This window comes from Pseudomonas sp. G166 (genome assembly GCF_037027455.2).
Lineage (GTDB): Bacteria > Pseudomonadota > Gammaproteobacteria > Pseudomonadales > Pseudomonadaceae > Aquipseudomonas.
Window position 1 is genome coordinate 5,134,228 of the sequence record NZ_CP146985.1, and the last position, 16,510, is coordinate 5,150,737.

The following is a 16,510-nucleotide window of genomic DNA, read 5'->3' on the forward strand; positions in this document are numbered from 1 at the left end:
ATTTACCGTGCGTTCATTGTTCTGGCGCATCCTGGCCAGTTTCTGGCTGGCCATCGCCCTGGTAGCAGGGCTTTCGATTCTCATGGGCCACATGCTCAACCAGGACGCCTGGATCCTCAGTCGCCATCCAGGTCTCAACACCCTGCCCGAAGAGTGGACGCAAACCTACGAAAGCCAGGGCGAAGACGCGGCGCAGGAGATCCTGCAACAGCGCAAGCGCCAGTATCACATCGACGTCCAGGTGCTCAACGAGAGCGGCGACCCGGTGGTGCGTGGCACCTTCCCCCGCCGCGCCGCGGCCTTCGAGGCGCGGCAGAACAATGACGACCGACGCCTGCCCTGGCGGCGCCTGACCGATGAATTCACCAGCGCCAAAACCGGCGACACCTACCTGTTCATCTACCGCATCCCCCATCCCGAATTGGACGCCTGGCACCGCGACAGTTTGCTCTGGCCCCTCAGTGCCTTGGGAATCGCCCTGGTGGTGTTGACCTTGTTCAGCCTGTTGGTGACCCTCTCTATCACCCGCCCGCTGAGCCGCCTGCGTGGCGCCGTGCATGACCTGGGTCAAGCCACCTACCAGCAGAACAGCCTCGCCAAACTGGCCAATCGCCGGGATGAGTTCGGCGTACTGGCCACCGACTTCAACCGCATGGGCGCACGCCTGCAGAGCTTGATCGGCAGCCAACGGCAGCTATTGCGAGACGTGTCCCACGAATTGCGCTCGCCCCTGGCCCGACTGCGCATCGCCTTGGCATTGGCTGAACGGGCCAACCCCGAGGAACGGGAAAAGCTTTGGCCGCGCCTGACCCGCGAATGCGATCGCCTGGAAGCGCTGATCAGCGAAATCCTGGTCTTGGCCCGGGTCGATGCCGACAACGCCAGCGCCGAAGAGGTGGACCTCAATGGTTTACTGGTCACAGTGCAAAAAGATGCGCAACTGGCCTCACCGGAACAAAGTGTGCAACTGGAAGCAGAGCCAAACCTGACCCTCAAGGGTTGGCCGACCATGATCGAGCGGGCTGTGGATAACCTTCTGCGCAACGCCCAGCGGTTCAACCCAACCGGGCAATCGATCGAGATGCGCGCGGTGCGCCAGGGCGAACGGATTCTGGTGAGCGTGCGCGACCACGGGCCGGGGGTAGAGGCCGAGCACCTGGGTCAGCTGGGGGAGCCGTTCTATCGTGCGCCCGGCCAGACCGCCGCCGGCCATGGCCTGGGCCTTGCCATTGCGCGCCGTGCCGCCGAGCGTCATGGCGGCACGCTGGTGCTGGCCAATCACCCAGGCGGCGGATTCATCGCGACCTTGGAGTTGCCGTTGGTGCCGGGAGCTGTTGTCCAGCCTTAACCCCGCGGCGGAAGAAAACCAAACAGTGGCAGAGGATTTATCTGTGGCGAGGGGATTTATCCCCGCTAGGGTGCGCAGCGCCTCCAAATGTGTCTGTCACCGCGGTGTAGCAGATAAACCAGGGGGTCGCTGCGCGGCCCCACGGGGATAAATTCCCTCGCCACAATGGGATCAAACCACCCTTGAGTGAGCCACATTTTCCTCTCTCATATCAAAGCAGCCTTCATCAAACTAAACGATAATTCCTCTTATTCAAACTGCCCCGTCCTGTTAGACTTTGCGCCCTCGTTTCACTCATCTTCCAGGATGCCCGATGCCGTCGTTGCCTCTTCGTTTATGCGCTCTGTTCATGGCCCTGGGCCTGAGTGCCTGCGATGATGCCCCGCGTTTTACCCAGGCCGAACCCGGCGAAGCCCGGTCCGGTGGCGCCGCGACGGTACGCAAGACCGATCAGAACGCCTTCTCCCTGCCTTCGGCCAACCTGCCACCGTCGCGGCGCGTGGACTTCAGTGTCGGCAACAGTTTCTTCCGCAGCCCCTGGGTGATCGCTCCCTCGACTACCACGGCCCGGGACGGCCTCGGCCCCTTGTTCAACACCAATGCCTGCCAGAACTGTCACATCAAGGATGGTCGCGGTCATCCGCCGGCCCCAGACGCAAGCAGCGCAGTGTCGATGCTGGTGCGCCTGTCGATCCCCGATGCGCCGCCCTATGCCAAGGTCATCGAACAACTGGGGGTCGTGCCGGAACCGGTTTACGGCGGGCAATTGCAGGATATGTCCATCCCGGGCGTAGCCCCCGAAGGCAAGGTGCGGGTCGACTACAGCCCCGTCCCCGTGCGTTTCAAGGACGGGACTGTCGTGGAACTGCGCAAGCCGAACCTGCAGATCAGCCAACTGGCCTATGGGCCGATGCACCCCGACACGCGCTTTTCCGCCCGCGTCGCCCCGCCAATGATCGGCCTCGGGCTGCTGGAGGCCATCCCTGACGAGGCCATCCTGGCGAACGCCGAGGCCCAGGCGCGGGAGAAAAACGGCATCGCCGGCCGCCCCAATCAGGTCTGGGACGATGCCCAGCAAAAAACCGTCCTGGGACGGTTCGGCTGGAAGGCCGGGCAACCCAATCTTAATCAGCAGAACGTCCACGCCTTCTCCGGCGACATGGGCCTGACCACCAGCCTGCGGCCGTTCGACGACTGCACCGAGACCCAAGTCGACTGCAAGCGCGCGCCCAGCGGCAACGGCCCGGACGGTGAGCCGGAAGTCAGCGACAACATCCTGCGTCTGGTGCTGTTCTACAGCCGCAATCTCGCGGTGCCGGCCCGTCGCGAAGTGAACTCGCCCCAGGTGCTGGCCGGCAAGAATCTGTTTTTCCAGGCCGGTTGCCAGTCCTGCCACACACCGAAATACACCACCTCCGCCAACGCTGCCGAACCGGAGCTGGCGAACCAGGTCATCCGCCCTTACACCGATCTGCTGTTGCACGACATGGGTGAAGGCCTGGCCGACAACCGCAGCGAATTCAAGGCCAGCGGCCGTGACTGGCGAACCCCGCCGCTGTGGGGCATCGGCCTGACCGAAACCGTCAATGGCCACACCCAGTTCCTGCATGACGGTCGCGCCCGCAACCTGCTCGAAGCCGTGCTGTGGCATGGCGGTGAAGCGCAAGCGGCGCAGCGCCAGGTTTTATCGTTCAATGCCCAGCAGCGTGCCGCGCTACTGGCGTTCCTCAATTCCCTTTAAACGCACTTTCCAGAACCGGGAGCCCGACATGTTCCGTCCCAAGCTGTTGTTCACCAGCCTCGCCGCCCTCGCCCTCGGAGCCTGTTCGCCCCAAGACCCGCAAGCGATCACCTCCGCGGCTATCGCCAAGCAAGTGATCCTGCCGACCTACAGCCGCTGGGTCGATGCCGACCGGCAACTGGCGAGCAGCGCCCTGGCATTCTGCCAAGGCAAGGAAAACCTGGAGACCGCCCGCGCCGATTTCCTCAAGGCACAAAAAGCCTGGGCCGAGTTGCAACCGCTGCTGATCGGTCCACTGGCCGAGGGCAACCGTGCCTGGCAGGTGCAGTTCTGGCCGGACAAGAAAAACCTCGTGGGCCGTCAGGTCGAACAACTGGTCAACAGTGAGCCGCAGATCGACGCCGCCGGCCTGGCCAAGTCCAGCGTCGTGGTCCAAGGTCTTTCTGCCTACGAGTACCTGCTGTTCGACGCCAAGATCGACATGGCCGACAGTGCGCAAAAAGCCAAATACTGCCCGCTGCTGACCGCCATCGGTGAACGCCAGAAGCAACTGGCCGAAGAGATCCTGTCGCGCTGGAACACCAACGACGGCATGCTCGCCCAGATGAGCAAGTTCCCGAACCAGCGCTACGCTGACTCTCACGAAGCCATCGCCGATCTGCTGCGGGTCCAGGTCACCGCCCTCGACACCTTGAAGAAAAAACTTGGTACGCCGATGGGCCGCCAGAGCAAGGGCGTGCCGCAACCGTTCCAGGCCGATGCCTGGCGCAGCCAGTCGTCGCTGCAAGGCCTGGAGGCCAGCCTGAGCGCGGCCAGGACCGTCTGGGTGGGCGTGGACAACAAAGGCCTGCGCGGCCTGTTGCCCAACGACCAGAAACCATTGGCTGACAAAATCGATGCAGCCTACGAGGCATCCTTGAAGTTGTTCGCCAGCAGCCAGCGCACGCTGACCGAAATGCTCAACGACGACGCCGGGCGCCAGCAACTCAACGATCTGTATGACAGCCTCAACGTCGTCCATCGCCTGCACGAAGGCGAACTGGCCAAGGCGCTGGGCATTCAACTGGGCTTCAACGCCAACGACGGTGACTGATCATGTTTCGACGTCAGGCCCTGGCATTGGGCAGCTTGCTGCTCGGCGCCATTACCCTGGGCGGCTGGACGCTGTTCAAGCAAAAGGACAAGAGTCCGCTCCTGCTTTCGGCACGGGACGATGGCGACGGCAAGCACTACGCCGTGGGCTATCGGCTGGACGGTAGCCGGGTGTTCGCCACCCAGGTCGGCCAGCGTTGCCATGACATCATCAACCACCCGACGTTGCCGGTTGCGCTGTTCGTCGCTCGTCGTCCAGGTACCGAAAGCTACCTGATCGACCTGCGCGACGGTGCGCTGCTGCAAACCATCAGCTCGTTACCGAACCGGCATTTCTACGGCCACGCGGTCATCCATAAAGGTGGCGAATGGCTGTACGCCACCGAGAATGACACCACCGACCCAGGCCGCGGCCTGTTGGGTGTGTACCGTTTCGAAGGCGAGCGGCTGGTGCACAGCGGTGAGATTTCCACCCACGGCATCGGCCCGCACCAGGTGTCCTGGATGCCTGACGGCGAGACGCTGGTGGTGGCCAATGGCGGCATTCGCACCGAGGCCGAAAGCCGGGTCGAAATGAACCTCGACGCCATGGAGCCGAGCCTGGTGCTGATGCAACGCGATGGCACCTTGCTGAGCAAGGAAACCCTCGCCCAGTCAATGAACAGCGTGCGTCACCTGGGTATCGCCAGCGACGGTACCATCGTTTCGGGCCAGCAGTTCATGGGCCCTGCCCACGAGCCCTCGGAGCTGCTGGCGATCAAGCGGCCAGGCCAACCGTTCCAAGCGTTTGCGGTGCCCGAGCAGCAATTGCAAGCCATGGGGCACTACACAGCCAGCGTTGCCGTGCACAGCGACCTGCGCCTGGTGGCCCTGACCGCTCCGCGCGGCAACCGCTTCTTCATCTGGGACCTGGACAGCGGCGAAGTGCGCCTGGATGCGCCTCTGCCAGATTGTGCCGGCGTGGGCGCGGTGGCCGACGGTTTCGTCGTGACGTCGGGCCAAGGGCGGTGCCGCTATTACGATTGTCGGCAGACACAACTGGTTGCAAAGCCGCTGGATCTACCAGCAGGGCTCTGGGACAACCATTTGCATCTGGCCTGAGCAAGGGAGCGAAGCCTCTCGGCGCCGAGCTCCCTGGTTTTTCGGAAAAGTCCCACACTCCACCGGCCCTGCAGGATCTGGAATAGCCCGCACACTCGGAGTAATGTGCCCGCCTATCTGTATTTTCTCTCAGCTCTTTTCCAAGGAAGTGGAACATGCTGCGACGCCGCATGCTGATCATGTTGGGTGTTGTCCTGCTGGTGGTGCTGTTGCTCGCCGGCTACAAGGCCTTCTCCATTTACCAGCAGATCCAGATGTTTTCCGTACCGAAACCACCCGTCAGCGTCGCCGTGGCCACAGCCGTCGAGCAGCCCTGGCAAGCACGCCTGCCCACTGTTGGCAGCCTCAAGGCATTGCAAGGCGTGGACCTGAGCCTGGAAATTGCCGGGACGGTGCAAAAGGTGCAGTTCCAGTCCGGACAGAAGGTCAAGGCTGGCCAGCCGCTCCTGCAACTGGACAGTGACGTCGAAAGAGCTCTGCTGGAAACCGCCGAGGCCGACCTTGACCTGTCACAACTGGACTTCGGTCGCGGCCGACAACTGGTGGGCAGCCAGGCGATCTCCAAGGGCGAGTTCGACCGGCTCTCGGCGCAACTGAAAAAGAACCAGGCCACGGTCAATCAGCTCAAGGCTTCCCTGGCCAAGAAACAGATCCTGGCACCGTTCAGCGGCACCATCGGCATTCGCCAGGTGGACGTCGGCGACTACCTGGCCAGCGGCACGGTGATCGCCACCCTGCAGGACCTCAGCAGCCTTTATGTGGACTTCTACGTTCCCGAGCAAACCGTGCCCAGGCTCGCGGTTGCCCAGCCGGTCGACGTCAGCGTCTCGGCCTATCCCGGGCAGAACTTCGTCGGCACCATCAGTGCGATCAACCCCAAGGTCGAGGACAGCACTCGCAACGTGCTGGTGCGCGCCACCCTGGCCAACCCCGACGGCAAACTGTTGCCCGGCATGTTCGCCAACCTGCAGGTGATCCTGCCGGACGTGACTGCCGCCATTGTCGTGCCGGAAAGCGCGGTGACCTACACCCTCTATGGCAACTCCATGTACGTGGTGACGCAGAAAAAAGCCGCCGACGGCAGTGTCGAGAAAGACGACAAGGGCCAGCCGATCCTGATCGCCGAACGGCGCTCCGTCGAAACCGGCGAGCGACGCGACGGGCAGGTACTGGTTTCCAAGGGGGTGAAGAGCGGCGAACAGGTGGTGATCGCCGGCCAGATCAAGCTCGACAACGGTACGCCCATCGCCATCAGCGACGACAAGACCCTGACCGAACAGAACAGCCCGCCGCGCGCGGACTGATCAAGGAACCCCCATGGCTTTTACCGATCCGTTCATCCGCCGTCCGGTGCTCGCCACCGTGGTCAGCCTGCTGATCGTGCTCCTGGGCTTCCAGGCCTGGAGCAAGCTGCCCCTGCGACAGTATCCGCAGATGGAAAACGCCCTGATCACGGTGACCACCGCTTACCCCGGGGCCAACGCCGAGACCATCCAGGGCTACATCACCCAACCGATGCAACAGAGCCTGGCCAGCGCCGAGGGCATCGACTACATGACCTCGGTCAGTCGCCAGAATTTCTCGGTGATATCGGTTTATGCCCGTATCGGCTCCAACAGCGACCGACTCTTTACCGAACTGCTGGCCAAGGCCAACGAGGTCAAGAACCAACTGCCCCAGGACGCCGAGGACCCGGTCCTCAGCCGCGAGGCCGCCGATGCTTCGGCGCTGATGTACATCAGTTTTTTCAGCAAGGAACTGAACAACCCGCAGATCACCGACTACCTGTCACGGGTGATCCAGCCCAAACTGGCGACGTTGCCGGGCATGGCCGAAGCGGAAATCCTCGGCAACCAGGTCTTCGCCATGCGCCTGTGGCTGGACCCGGTCAAGCTCGCCGGTTTCGGCCTGACTGCCGCTGACGTGACCAATGCCGTGCGCCATTACAACTTCCTCTCGGCGGCCGGCGAGGTGAAAGGCGAGTACGTGGTCACCAGCATCAACGCCAACACCGAACTCAAGTCTGCCGAGGCCTTTGCCGCGATTCCGCTCAAGACCGACGGTGACAGCCGCGTGTTGCTGCGGGATGTGGCCCGGGTGGAAATGGGCGCCGAGAACTACGACACCATCAGTTCCTTCGGCGGCACGCCCTCGGTGTACATCGGGATCAAGGCCACACCCGGCGCGAACCCGCTGGATGTGATCAAGGAAGTGCGCAAGATCATGCCGGAGCTGGAGGCCCAACTGCCCACCAATCTCAAGGCCGAGATCGCCTACGACGCCACCCTGTTCATCCAGGCGTCCATCGACGAAGTAGTAAAAACCCTGTTCGAGGCAGTGCTGATCGTCATCGTCGTGGTGTTCCTGTTCCTCGGTGCCCTGCGTTCGGTGGTCATCCCCGTGGTGACCATCCCCCTGTCGATGATCGGCGTGATGTTCTTCATGCAGTTGATGGGTTACTCGATGAACCTCCTGACACTGCTGGCCATGGTATTGGCCATCGGCCTGGTGGTGGACGATGCCATCGTGGTGGTGGAAAACATTCACCGGCACATCGAGGAAGGCAAAAACCCGTTCGACGCCGCGATAGAAGGTGCTCGGGAAATCGCCATGCCGGTGGTCTCGATGACCATCACACTGGCGGCAGTCTACGCGCCGATTGGCCTGCTCGAAGGGTTGACCGGGGCGTTGTTCAAGGAGTTCGCCTTGACCCTGGCCGGCGCGGTGGTGATTTCCGGAATCGTCGCCCTGACCCTATCCCCCATGATGTGCGCCCTGCTGCTGCGTCATGATGAGAACCCTTCGGGGCTGGCCCATCGGCTGGATACGGTCTTCGAACGCTTGAAGAGTCGCTATCAGCGCCTGCTTCACGGCACGCTCAATGCCCGGCCGGTGGTGCTGGTATTCGCCGCAATCGTACTGCTGCTGATTCCGGTGCTGATCATGTTCACCAAGTCCGAACTGGCGCCCGACGAGGACCAAGGCATCATTTTCATGATGGCCAATGCGCCGAAGACGACCAACCTTGACTACCTGAACGCCTACACCGATCACTTCATCACGATCTTCAAGGAATTCCCCGAGTACTATTCCTCGTTCCAGATCAACGGCTACAACGGTGTGCAATCGGGCATCGGCGGCTTCCTGCTCAAGCCCTGGAACGAACGCAGCCGCACCCAGATGGAAATCCTGCCTGAAGTCCAGGCCAAGCTGGAGAGCATTCCCGGCTTGCAGATTTTCGGCTTCAACCTGCCCTCCCTGCCGGGCACTGGCGAGGGCCTGCCATTCGCCTTCGTCATCAACTCGCCGAAGGACTACACCACACTGCTGCAGATTGCCGAACGCGTAAAAAAACGCGCCATGGAATCCGGCAAGTTCGCCTTCATGGACATAGACCTGGCGTTCGACAAACCCGAGGTGGTGGTCGACATCGATCGCGCCAAGGCAGCCCAGATGGGGGTTTCGATGCAGGACCTGGGCGGCACCCTGGCAACCCTGCTGGGTGAGGCCGAAATCAATCGCTTCACCATCGAGGGGCGCAGCTACAAGGTCATCGCCCAGGTCGAACGACCATTTCGGGATAGCCCGGGCTGGTTGAATAATTACTACGTGAAAAATACCCAGGGCGAACTGCTACCGCTTTCGACCCTGGTCAAGGTCAGCGACCGGGCGCGACCACGACAACTGAACCAGTTCCAGCAGCTCAACGCAGTCACGATTTCGGGCTTTCCCATCGTGAGCATGGGCGAGGCGATCGAGACGGTTCGCCAGATCGCCCGGGAAGAAGCGCCAACCGGGTTCGCCTTCGATTACGCGGGGGCTTCGCGGCAGTTCGTACAGGAAGGCAGTGCACTATGGGTGACCTTTGCCCTGGCCCTGGCGATTATCTTCCTGGTACTGGCAGCCCAGTTCGAAAGCTTCCGGGATCCGCTGGTGATTCTGGTGACAGTACCGCTATCCATCTGCGGAGCGTTGATTCCGCTGTTCCTCGGCTGGTCGAGCATGAACATCTATACCCAGGTGGGGCTGGTGACGTTGATCGGCCTGATCAGCAAGCATGGGATCCTGATAGTCGAATTCGCCAACCAGTTGCGCAAGGAACAGGGACTGACGCCAAGGGACGCAGTGGAGCAAGCGGCCTCGATTCGCCTGCGGCCGGTGCTGATGACCACCGCGGCGATGGTGTTTGGCATGGTGCCGTTGATCCTGGCCACCGGTGCCGGCGCGGTGAGCCGTTTCGACATCGGTACGGTAATCGCCACCGGGATGTCGATTGGGACCTTGTTCACGCTGTTCGTGCTGCCCTGCGTCTATACCCTGCTGGCCAAGCCGGACCAACCCTGAGGCTGTTGGAGAGATTGTGGGGCTTCTGTGGCGAGGGGATTTCTGTCGTTAAAAAACAAAGGCCTCGCATATGCGAGGCCTTTATCCAGGTTTCGTGATGCTCAACTCTGCGGCCTCATCCCCTGGGAAAGACTGAACATGAACAGCAGCAGATCGTTGTCCGGTCGGATCGCCTCGCTGGCCTTGGCCACCCTTGGCAAAGGGCAATGAGCGTCAACGGTGGAAGCGCTGAGGATCTGCGAACGTGGCTGCTCCCATACAGCCACCGCCATCGATGCAACTGCCAGGGCCCCTACTAAAAACAAACCTCTAGCAATTTCTAATTTCATCGCTATAAACCTTTGATAGCGCTGCCAAACGCCGCCTCGTAAAGGTAGACGAGTTTTTTCCAGTCAGCGTCGCTGAACGACGAATGGCGCCGCAACTGCTTCATGTCATGGGAGGCCGCACGCCGGGCGGTCAGGCGCTGGCGGCACTTCTCAAAATCGAGCAAAGCCACTTCGGCCTTGGCCGCCTCACCTTCTCCGGTCACGCGCACAAAGACGTGCTTGATGTAGATACAGCCATGTTGCCAACGGCCCTTGTGCATGCGGGCCAGGTTTTCCGCCAGCGCCAGGAGGATTTGATCATGCACTGCTTCGCCATGGCGCTCACGGCCACCTGCGGCATACCAGTGCTCGATCTCTTCAAAACCTTCCAGCGCCTGGGTCACCAGCAGCGCGCGCCACTTGTGAACCGGGTCCCGCTGGGCGCCACAGAAAATGAGTTGGGGGACGCGGACACCCAGTCGGGTCAACGCCAGGAGTGCGTCTTGCTCCCGCAGCACGGTGGGTCTACCAAACGGGTGCAGCCAACTGCGATAGATATGGCCGGTCTGACGCTTGGCATAAAGCAGCTTGCCGTCCTTGCCCTTGATTCGTTGCACACCGCTTTCACCGCCGCGACGCACATTGGGCTCTTCCACCCACTCCCCCTGCTGACTCCAGAAATGTTCGAAGTCGTCGAGGAGAATCGTTGATGTCCCTGCTGCCTGTACACCCATGCCTTTACCTCTTGCGTAATACGTAAACTCGCCACATGGCATAGAGCGGTAGAAAGTCCAGTCGTTCCTGAATACGAAACCCTGCCTGCCGAAACTCTTCCTCTACTGTAGCAACCGGTAACACAAAGCGATTCTGGTAGCCTTTTTGCCCACGAGTACGTTCTTGGCGTTTGCGTTTCCAGGCCTTGAAATTGCCATCGACCCACAATGAAACGATCACGCTATCACGGGTAACGCGTTCGAACTCCCTAAGAATCGCCAGTCGATGCTCGGGTTCACCAATGTGGTGCAACAGGCGCATGCAAAAAATGCTGTCGACGGCGCTATCAGGTAAGGCAATGTCGAACGCGGAAGTGTGCAAGGGTTGTACCCGTTTCACGACATCGGCCGGCTGAGACTCCATTGCGGTCTTGAGCATGGCTTCGGAATTGTCCGCGCCGATGATGACCCGATTCGGCTTTTCGGCCAACAAGGGCCAGAATCGCCCCGCACCGCATGGCAGGTCCAACACTAGGCCGGGGTCGCCCACAAGGGCTAATGCGCGGCGGGCCAGTTGCTGGTCTCGTTGATTGGAAAGGCGGCGACTCAAGCTGCCTCGATGCTTACGAAAATATCTTTGGGCATGCTGCTCGTCGTACTTCTCGGAAAAATCGAGCTTGATGGGATCGGGCATTGATGGGGGCCTCCATGTCTGAATAGCCCCCACCTTATGAATTGATACGTCAGAGTCAGGTCATCACTTTGTGAAAACTTTGTCATGTAAATGACCGAATCTTTACAAGATTTTTCCAACCCTGGCGATCACGTCTTCGGATTCAACTCCACCTCGAAATGGCAACCGTTGGGTTCCATCGTGCTGAGACTCACCGTCCAGCCCTGGTTCTCGCAAATCCGTTGCACCAGTGACAGCCCCAATCCCAGGCCCTCACCGCGCTTTTCGTTGCCGCGCACGAATGGCTCGAACATCGCTTCGCGCTTCTCCTCCGGGATGCCCACACCGCTGTCCTCGACCACGAACCCGGTGGCAGTCAACGAAAGACGGATGAAGCCCTGGTCGGTGTAGTGCAAGGCATTTCGCAGCAGGTTGCCCATGACGGCAGTCAGGAAGGTGGCGTTATACAGGGTATCGAGGGTTTGTCCCGGTTCGAAGATCAGCGTCAAGCCTTTGGATTCGATGGGACTGCGCCACACTCCGAGGAGGTTCTCGGCCACCTGTTCCAGGGTCAGTCGAGGCGACATGCCGTTGTCTTCGCGCTGGGCCCTGGCGAGCATCAGGAAGGTTTGCACCAGCTCGCGCATCTCTTCACTGGCCCGGTTAATGCGCTCGACCTGGGTGCGGCCACGCTGATCCAGGGCTGAGTTTTCCAGCAGCAGCTCGCAAGAGGTCGCCAGGACCATCAACGGCGTGCGCAATTCGTGGCTCACGTCGCTGGTAAACAAGCGTTCGCGGGTCAGGGCCTGGCGCAACCGCCCCAGTGTCGCGTCGAACGCCACGGCCAGTTCACCCACTTCATCGGCGGCGTAATCCGGAGCCAGCGGAGGGGCAAGCCCGAGGAGTTGGTCGCGATGTCGTACTTGCCGGGCCAGGCGAACCACGGGGGCCATCACCCGGCGTGCCAGGATCCACCCCAGAAATACCGCCAGTGCCAGGCTGAGCACGAAGCCCACCAGCACCACGGCAAACAGCACCCGCTCACGCTCCTCGAAGTCGCTCTGGTCTTGCAACAGCACGTAGTGCCGACCGTCCACGATCTCGACCATGGCGTGATACGACAGTTGTTCGCGAAACACCTCGTGGAAGCCACGCTCCAGATGCCGTAGATCCTTGGGTAACTCGAAGTCTCCCGGGCCGCCACTGAAATAAAACAACTGGTCGGGCTCCGGACGATGGTTCCAGTCCGAGACGCTGTCCATCAATAGCAAGCGTTGAAGGTCGCCCCCAAGCCCGGCGGAAATCAGTTTTTCTTCCACCAGGTGGACTGTCGCCACGATGCCCATGGCAAATGCCCCGGCCACCAACGCGCTCATTAGCGCAAAGGCGATGATGATCCGTTGGGCAAGGCTCTGCTTAAACTCCATCACGGCCCTCGGCCAGGCGATAACCCACGCCGTGCACGGTATGCAACAACGGCTTGTCGAACGGTTTGTCGATCACCTGACGCAGTTGATGGACGTGGCTGCGCAGGCTGTCGCTGTCCGGGCAATCGTCGCCCCATAACGCTTCTTCAAGGATTTCCCGGCGCAACACGTGGGGGCTTTTCTGCATCAATACCGCCAGCAGCTTCAGGCCTACGGGGTTGAGCTTGAGCAGCTTGCCTTCACGGGTCACCTCCAGGGTGTCGAGGTCGTAACTCAGGTCGCCAACCTGCAAGGCCCGCCGGCCACCACCTTGGGCCCGGCGCATGACGGCTTCGATCCGCGCCGCCAATTCCGACAACGCAAAGGGTTTGATCAGATAATCATCGGCCCCGGACTTGAAGCCCTGCAGACGATCGTCCAACTGATCCCGGGCGGTGAGCATGATCACCGGCGTATCACGTCGAGCATCTTCGCGCAGGCGCTTGCACAGGGTGTAGCCGTCGATGCCCGGTAGCATGATGTCGAGCACGATCAGGTCGTAGTGTTCGGTAGCGGCCAGGTGCAACCCCGACAAACCATCCTGGGCGCAATCGACGGTATAGCCCTTGAGCCCCAGGTAATCGGCCAGATTGGCCAGGATGTCACGGTTGTCTTCAACCAATAGAATTCGCATGGGCATCTCCTCTGCGCACGTAGACAGTCATCGTGGCCCGCGCAGCTTAAGGCCAAGTGTGGCTCACGGCTAGAGTTGTATCGGCGCCCCTGGCGAGCTAGCCCGCGTCCACAAAGATCGAATGCCCAAGGAACGGGACTGCGTGGGGATTGACGAGTTTTTCACCCAACATTCACACCTCTCCAACGCAATGCCGAGCACACTGCGGGCAACGCGCCGCTTACGAAAATTCCCAGCCAAGGTAATGTCATGCTTTCCACCACCATCCGCCCCGCTTCCAGGCCCCTGAATTTCCGGATCGCCCTGGGTTTGCCCGCCGCTGTCGCGGTGATTCTGGTGCTGTTGGAGCTGACCACACTGGACATGGACCTGGCCAAGTTGTTCTACGACCCGGTAGGCGGGGAATTCATCGGCCGGCACAGTTTTTTTCTGGAAGACATTCTGCACGACCGAGCCAAAGAGGTGGTCATCGCCTTTTCCGTACTGGCGGTCCTCGGGTTCATCAGTTCGTTGTTCGTCGCCCGGCTCAAGCCATTCAAACGCGAGCTGGGCTGCCTGGTGCTGTCCCTGGCCCTGGCGACATCCTTCGTCACGCCGATGAAAGCGGTGACGGCGGTGCAATGCCCCTGGAGTTTGAAGGAATTCGGCGGCAAGGAAACCTACAGTGAGTTGCTGAGCCCGCGTCCGGCCACTGACAAACCTGGCCGCTGCTGGCCCGGTGGGCATGCCGCCACCGGCTTCACGCTGTTTGCGCTGTTCTTCGCGCTGCGTGACCGCCGCCCGCGCCTGGCCCGCCAGACCCTGGTATTCGCCTTTGCCCTGGGCACGGTCTTCTCCGTGGGCCGAATGATGCAAGGGGCGCACTTCTTTTCCCACAACGTGTGGACCGCGGTGTTCTGTTGGCTGATTTGCCTGGGATGTTACTACTACGTGCTGTATCGGCCGGCCTCCGTCACTGAAGGTGTCGCTGCAACCAGCCCCGCCAGTGCCTGAACTGAAATATCCGGGAGCGATCTCACACCGGGGAAAACCAAGGCAATAAAAAACCCCGCCTGCTTTCGCAGGCGGGGTTTTTCGCTACAGGGGTAAGGCTGGCTTACATCATGCCGCCCATGCCACCCATGCCGCCCATGTCTGGCATGCCGCCGCCAGCTGGAGCGTCTTCCTTGATTTCAGCGATCATCGCCTCGGTGGTGATCATCAGGCTAGCAATCGACGAAGCCGCTTGCAGGGCCGAACGAGTCACTTTGGCTGGGTCCAGGATACCCATTTCAATCATGTCGCCGTATTCGCCGGTAGCAGCGTTGTAACCGTAGTTACCCGAACCCTGCTTGACCTTGTCGACCACAACGCTTGGCTCGTCGCCGGAGTTGGCAACGATCTGGCGCAGAGGGGCTTCTACAGCGCGACGCAGCAACTGGATGCCGACGTTCTGGTCATCGTTGTCGCCTTTGAGTTCGCTGATGGCTTGCAGGGCACGAACCAGTGCCACGCCGCCGCCAGGCACCACGCCTTCTTCGACGGCTGCGCGGGTAGCGTGCAGGGCGTCTTCAACGCGGGCTTTCTTCTCTTTCATTTCAACTTCGGAACCGGCGCCAACCTTGATCACTGCAACGCCGCCGGACAGCTTGGCCAGGCGCTCTTGCAGTTTTTCACGGTCGTAGTCGGACGAAGTCTCGGCCACTTGGGCGCGGATCTGAGTAACGCGGGCCTGGATATCAGCCTCGACGCCAGCACCGTCGATCACGGTGGTGTTTTCCTTGGACAGGATCACGCGCTTGGCGTTACCCAGGTGCTCCAGGGTGGTGCTTTCCAGGCTCAGGCCGATCTCTTCGGAGATAACGGTACCGCCGGTCAGTACGGCGATGTCCTGCAGCATGGCCTTGCGACGGTCGCCGAAGCCAGGAGCCTTGACGGCTGCGACTTTAACGATGCCGCGCATGTTGTTCACAACCAGGGTCGCCAGGGCTTCGCCTTCAACGTCTTCGGCCACGATCAGCAGTGGGCGGCCGGCTTTGGCAACGGCTTCCAGCACTGGCAGCATTTCGCGGATGTTCGAGATCTTTTTGTCGACCAGCAGGATCAGCGGGCCGTCGAGCTCGGCGGTCATGGTGTCTGGCTTGTTGACGAAGTACGGGGACAGGTAGCCACGGTCGAACTGCATGCCTTCTACAACCGACAGTTCGTTTTCCAGGCCCGAGCCTTCTTCAACGGTGATCACGCCTTCTTTACCGACTTTTTCCATGGCTTCGGCAATGATGTCGCCGATGGAGCTGTCGGAGTTGGCCGAAATGGTGCCGACCTGAGCGATTGCCTTGGTGTCAGCGCAAGGCTTGGACAGACCTTTGAGTTCCTTGACGATGGCGATGGTCGCCTTGTCGATGCCGCGCTTAAGGTCCATCGGGTTCATGCCGGCAGCGACGGCTTTGAGGCCTTCGTTGACGATCGATTGAGCCAGGACGGTAGCAGTGGTGGTGCCGTCGCCAGCGTCGTCGTTGGCACGGGAGGCAACGTCTTTGACCAGTTGCGCGCCCATGTTTTCGAAGCGGTCTTTGAGCTCGATTTCTTTGGCTACGGAAACGCCGTCCTTGGTGATGGTCGGAGCGCCGAAGCTCTTCTCGATGATCACGTTACGGCCTTTCGGGCCCAGGGTCGCTTTTACTGCGTCAGCCAGGACGTTGACACCGGCGAGCATTTTCTTGCGGGCGGAATCGCCGAATTTAACTTCTTTAGCAGCCATGATCGATATTCCTTAAATACTTTGTAGTCGCGGAAAAATGAGCGGGGAATCAGCCTTCGACAACAGCGAGGATTTCGCTCTCGCCGATAACCAGCAGGTCTTCGCCATCAACTTTCACAGTGTTGCTACCGGAGTAAGGGCCGAAAACAACCTTGTCACCCACTTTCACGGACAGCGCACGTACTTCACCGTTTTCCAGTGCTTTGCCTGGGCCTACAGCGAGGACTTCACCCTGGTTTGGCTTCTCAGCAGCCGAACCTGGCAGGACGATACCGCCAGCGGTTTTCTTTTCTTCTTCGCTGCGACGGACGACGACGCGGTCATGCAGAGGACGAAGCTTCATTGTCGAT

General features: G+C 60.8%; 14 protein-coding genes. 7 read left to right on the forward strand and 7 right to left on the reverse strand.

The window, feature by feature from the left end:
* Positions 1 to 7: 7 nt before the first annotated feature.
* From SGN16_RS22680 to SGN16_RS22705, 6 genes are all read left to right on the forward strand, one after another.
* The gene (locus SGN16_RS22680) at positions 8 to 1,348 is read left to right on the forward strand and encodes a HAMP domain-containing sensor histidine kinase (protein WP_335943886.1); all 1,341 of its coding nucleotides are present in this window, start codon (positions 8 to 10) and stop codon (positions 1,346 to 1,348) included.
* A gap of 349 nt (positions 1,349 to 1,697) precedes the next feature.
* Positions 1,698 to 3,089, forward strand: a complete 1,392-nt coding sequence (locus SGN16_RS22685; protein WP_335943933.1) for a di-heme oxidoredictase family protein — start codon at positions 1,698 to 1,700, stop codon at positions 3,087 to 3,089.
* 28 nt (positions 3,090 to 3,117) lie between these two features.
* The gene (locus SGN16_RS22690; RefSeq protein ID WP_210640264.1) at positions 3,118 to 4,182 is read left to right on the forward strand and encodes an imelysin family protein; all 1,065 of its coding nucleotides are present in this window, start codon (positions 3,118 to 3,120) and stop codon (positions 4,180 to 4,182) included.
* A gap of 2 nt (positions 4,183 to 4,184) precedes the next feature.
* On the forward strand, positions 4,185 to 5,282 hold the full coding sequence (locus SGN16_RS22695) for a DUF1513 domain-containing protein (protein ID WP_335943885.1): 1,098 nt from the start codon (positions 4,185 to 4,187) through the stop codon (positions 5,280 to 5,282).
* Positions 5,283 to 5,437: 155 nt separating this feature from the next.
* Positions 5,438 to 6,586 (forward strand): efflux RND transporter periplasmic adaptor subunit, encoded by a 1,149-nt coding sequence (locus SGN16_RS22700; RefSeq protein ID WP_335943884.1) that lies wholly within the window; start codon positions 5,438 to 5,440, stop codon positions 6,584 to 6,586.
* A 13-nt stretch (positions 6,587 to 6,599) separates the two neighbouring features.
* Positions 6,600 to 9,626 (forward strand): multidrug efflux RND transporter permease subunit, encoded by a 3,027-nt coding sequence (locus SGN16_RS22705; protein ID WP_335943883.1) that lies wholly within the window; start codon positions 6,600 to 6,602, stop codon positions 9,624 to 9,626.
* Positions 9,627 to 9,727: 101 nt separating this feature from the next.
* On the opposite strand, the gene SGN16_RS22710 is transcribed toward SGN16_RS22705, so the two are convergent.
* The 5 genes from SGN16_RS22710 to colR all read right to left on the reverse strand — a co-directional run bounded on the left by SGN16_RS22710 (position 9,728) and on the right by colR (position 13,420).
* Entirely contained in the window at positions 9,728 to 9,955 is a 228-nt protein-coding gene (locus SGN16_RS22710) for a hypothetical protein (protein WP_210640272.1), read from the reverse strand.
* Positions 9,956 to 9,957: 2 nt separating this feature from the next.
* Positions 9,958 to 10,668, reverse strand: a complete 711-nt coding sequence (locus tag SGN16_RS22715; RefSeq protein WP_335943882.1) for a lipopolysaccharide kinase InaA family protein — start codon at positions 10,666 to 10,668, stop codon at positions 9,958 to 9,960.
* Positions 10,669 to 10,672: 4 nt separating this feature from the next.
* On the reverse strand, positions 10,673 to 11,341 hold the full coding sequence (locus SGN16_RS22720) for a class I SAM-dependent methyltransferase (RefSeq protein ID WP_335943881.1): 669 nt from the start codon (positions 11,339 to 11,341) through the stop codon (positions 10,673 to 10,675).
* 128 nt (positions 11,342 to 11,469) lie between these two features.
* Positions 11,470 to 12,747: a HAMP domain-containing sensor histidine kinase gene (locus SGN16_RS22725; RefSeq protein ID WP_335943880.1), complete on the reverse strand. Its 1,278-nt coding sequence runs from the start codon at positions 12,745 to 12,747 to the stop codon at positions 11,470 to 11,472.
* Positions 12,737 to 13,420 (reverse strand): two-component system response regulator ColR, encoded by a 684-nt coding sequence (gene colR, locus SGN16_RS22730; protein WP_025215158.1) that lies wholly within the window; start codon positions 13,418 to 13,420, stop codon positions 12,737 to 12,739. Before colR ends, SGN16_RS22725 begins: the two co-directional genes overlap by 11 nt.
* Positions 13,421 to 13,669: 249 nt before the next feature.
* On the opposite strand from colR, the gene SGN16_RS22735 reads away from it, so the two are divergent.
* A complete protein-coding gene (locus SGN16_RS22735; RefSeq protein ID WP_335943879.1) occupies positions 13,670 to 14,413 on the forward strand; it encodes a phosphatase PAP2 family protein in 744 nt (247 codons plus the stop codon).
* 103 nt (positions 14,414 to 14,516) lie between these two features.
* Here SGN16_RS22735 and groL read toward each other — a convergent pair whose 3' ends face one another.
* Entirely contained in the window at positions 14,517 to 16,160 is a 1,644-nt protein-coding gene (gene groL / locus SGN16_RS22740; protein ID WP_109753861.1) for a chaperonin GroEL, read from the reverse strand.
* Between the two features lie 49 nt (positions 16,161 to 16,209).
* Positions 16,210 to 16,503 (reverse strand): co-chaperone GroES, encoded by a 294-nt coding sequence (locus SGN16_RS22745; protein ID WP_024619193.1) that lies wholly within the window; start codon positions 16,501 to 16,503, stop codon positions 16,210 to 16,212.
* Between the last annotated feature and the right edge of the window lie 7 nt (positions 16,504 to 16,510).

What these genes read in the sequence shown, in the direction of transcription:
- SGN16_RS22685 (WP_335943933.1), top strand. Translation starts at nt 1,698, where the DNA reads ATGGCCCTGGGCCTGAGTGCCTGCGATGATGCCCCGCGTTTTACCCAG.
- SGN16_RS22690 (WP_210640264.1), top strand. Translation starts at nt 3,118, where the DNA reads ATGTTCCGTCCCAAGCTGTTGTTCACCAGCCTCGCCGCCCTCGCCCTC.
- SGN16_RS22695 (WP_335943885.1), top strand. Translation starts at nt 4,185, where the DNA reads ATGTTTCGACGTCAGGCCCTGGCATTGGGCAGCTTGCTGCTCGGCGCC.
- SGN16_RS22700 (WP_335943884.1), top strand. Translation starts at nt 5,438, where the DNA reads ATGCTGCGACGCCGCATGCTGATCATGTTGGGTGTTGTCCTGCTGGTG.
- SGN16_RS22705 (WP_335943883.1), top strand. Translation starts at nt 6,600, where the DNA reads ATGGCTTTTACCGATCCGTTCATCCGCCGTCCGGTGCTCGCCACCGTG.
- SGN16_RS22710 (WP_210640272.1), bottom strand. Translation starts at nt 9,955, where the DNA reads ATGAAATTAGAAATTGCTAGAGGTTTGTTTTTAGTAGGGGCCCTGGCA.
- SGN16_RS22715 (WP_335943882.1), bottom strand. Translation starts at nt 10,668, where the DNA reads ATGGGTGTACAGGCAGCAGGGACATCAACGATTCTCCTCGACGACTTC.
- SGN16_RS22720 (WP_335943881.1), bottom strand. Translation starts at nt 11,341, where the DNA reads ATGCCCGATCCCATCAAGCTCGATTTTTCCGAGAAGTACGACGAGCAG.
- SGN16_RS22725 (WP_335943880.1), bottom strand. Translation starts at nt 12,747, where the DNA reads ATGGAGTTTAAGCAGAGCCTTGCCCAACGGATCATCATCGCCTTTGCG.
- colR (WP_025215158.1), bottom strand. Translation starts at nt 13,420, where the DNA reads ATGCGAATTCTATTGGTTGAAGACAACCGTGACATCCTGGCCAATCTG.
- SGN16_RS22735 (WP_335943879.1), top strand. Translation starts at nt 13,670, where the DNA reads ATGCTTTCCACCACCATCCGCCCCGCTTCCAGGCCCCTGAATTTCCGG.
- groL (WP_109753861.1), bottom strand. Translation starts at nt 16,160, where the DNA reads ATGGCTGCTAAAGAAGTTAAATTCGGCGATTCCGCCCGCAAGAAAATG.
- SGN16_RS22745 (WP_024619193.1), bottom strand. Translation starts at nt 16,503, where the DNA reads ATGAAGCTTCGTCCTCTGCATGACCGCGTCGTCGTCCGTCGCAGCGAA.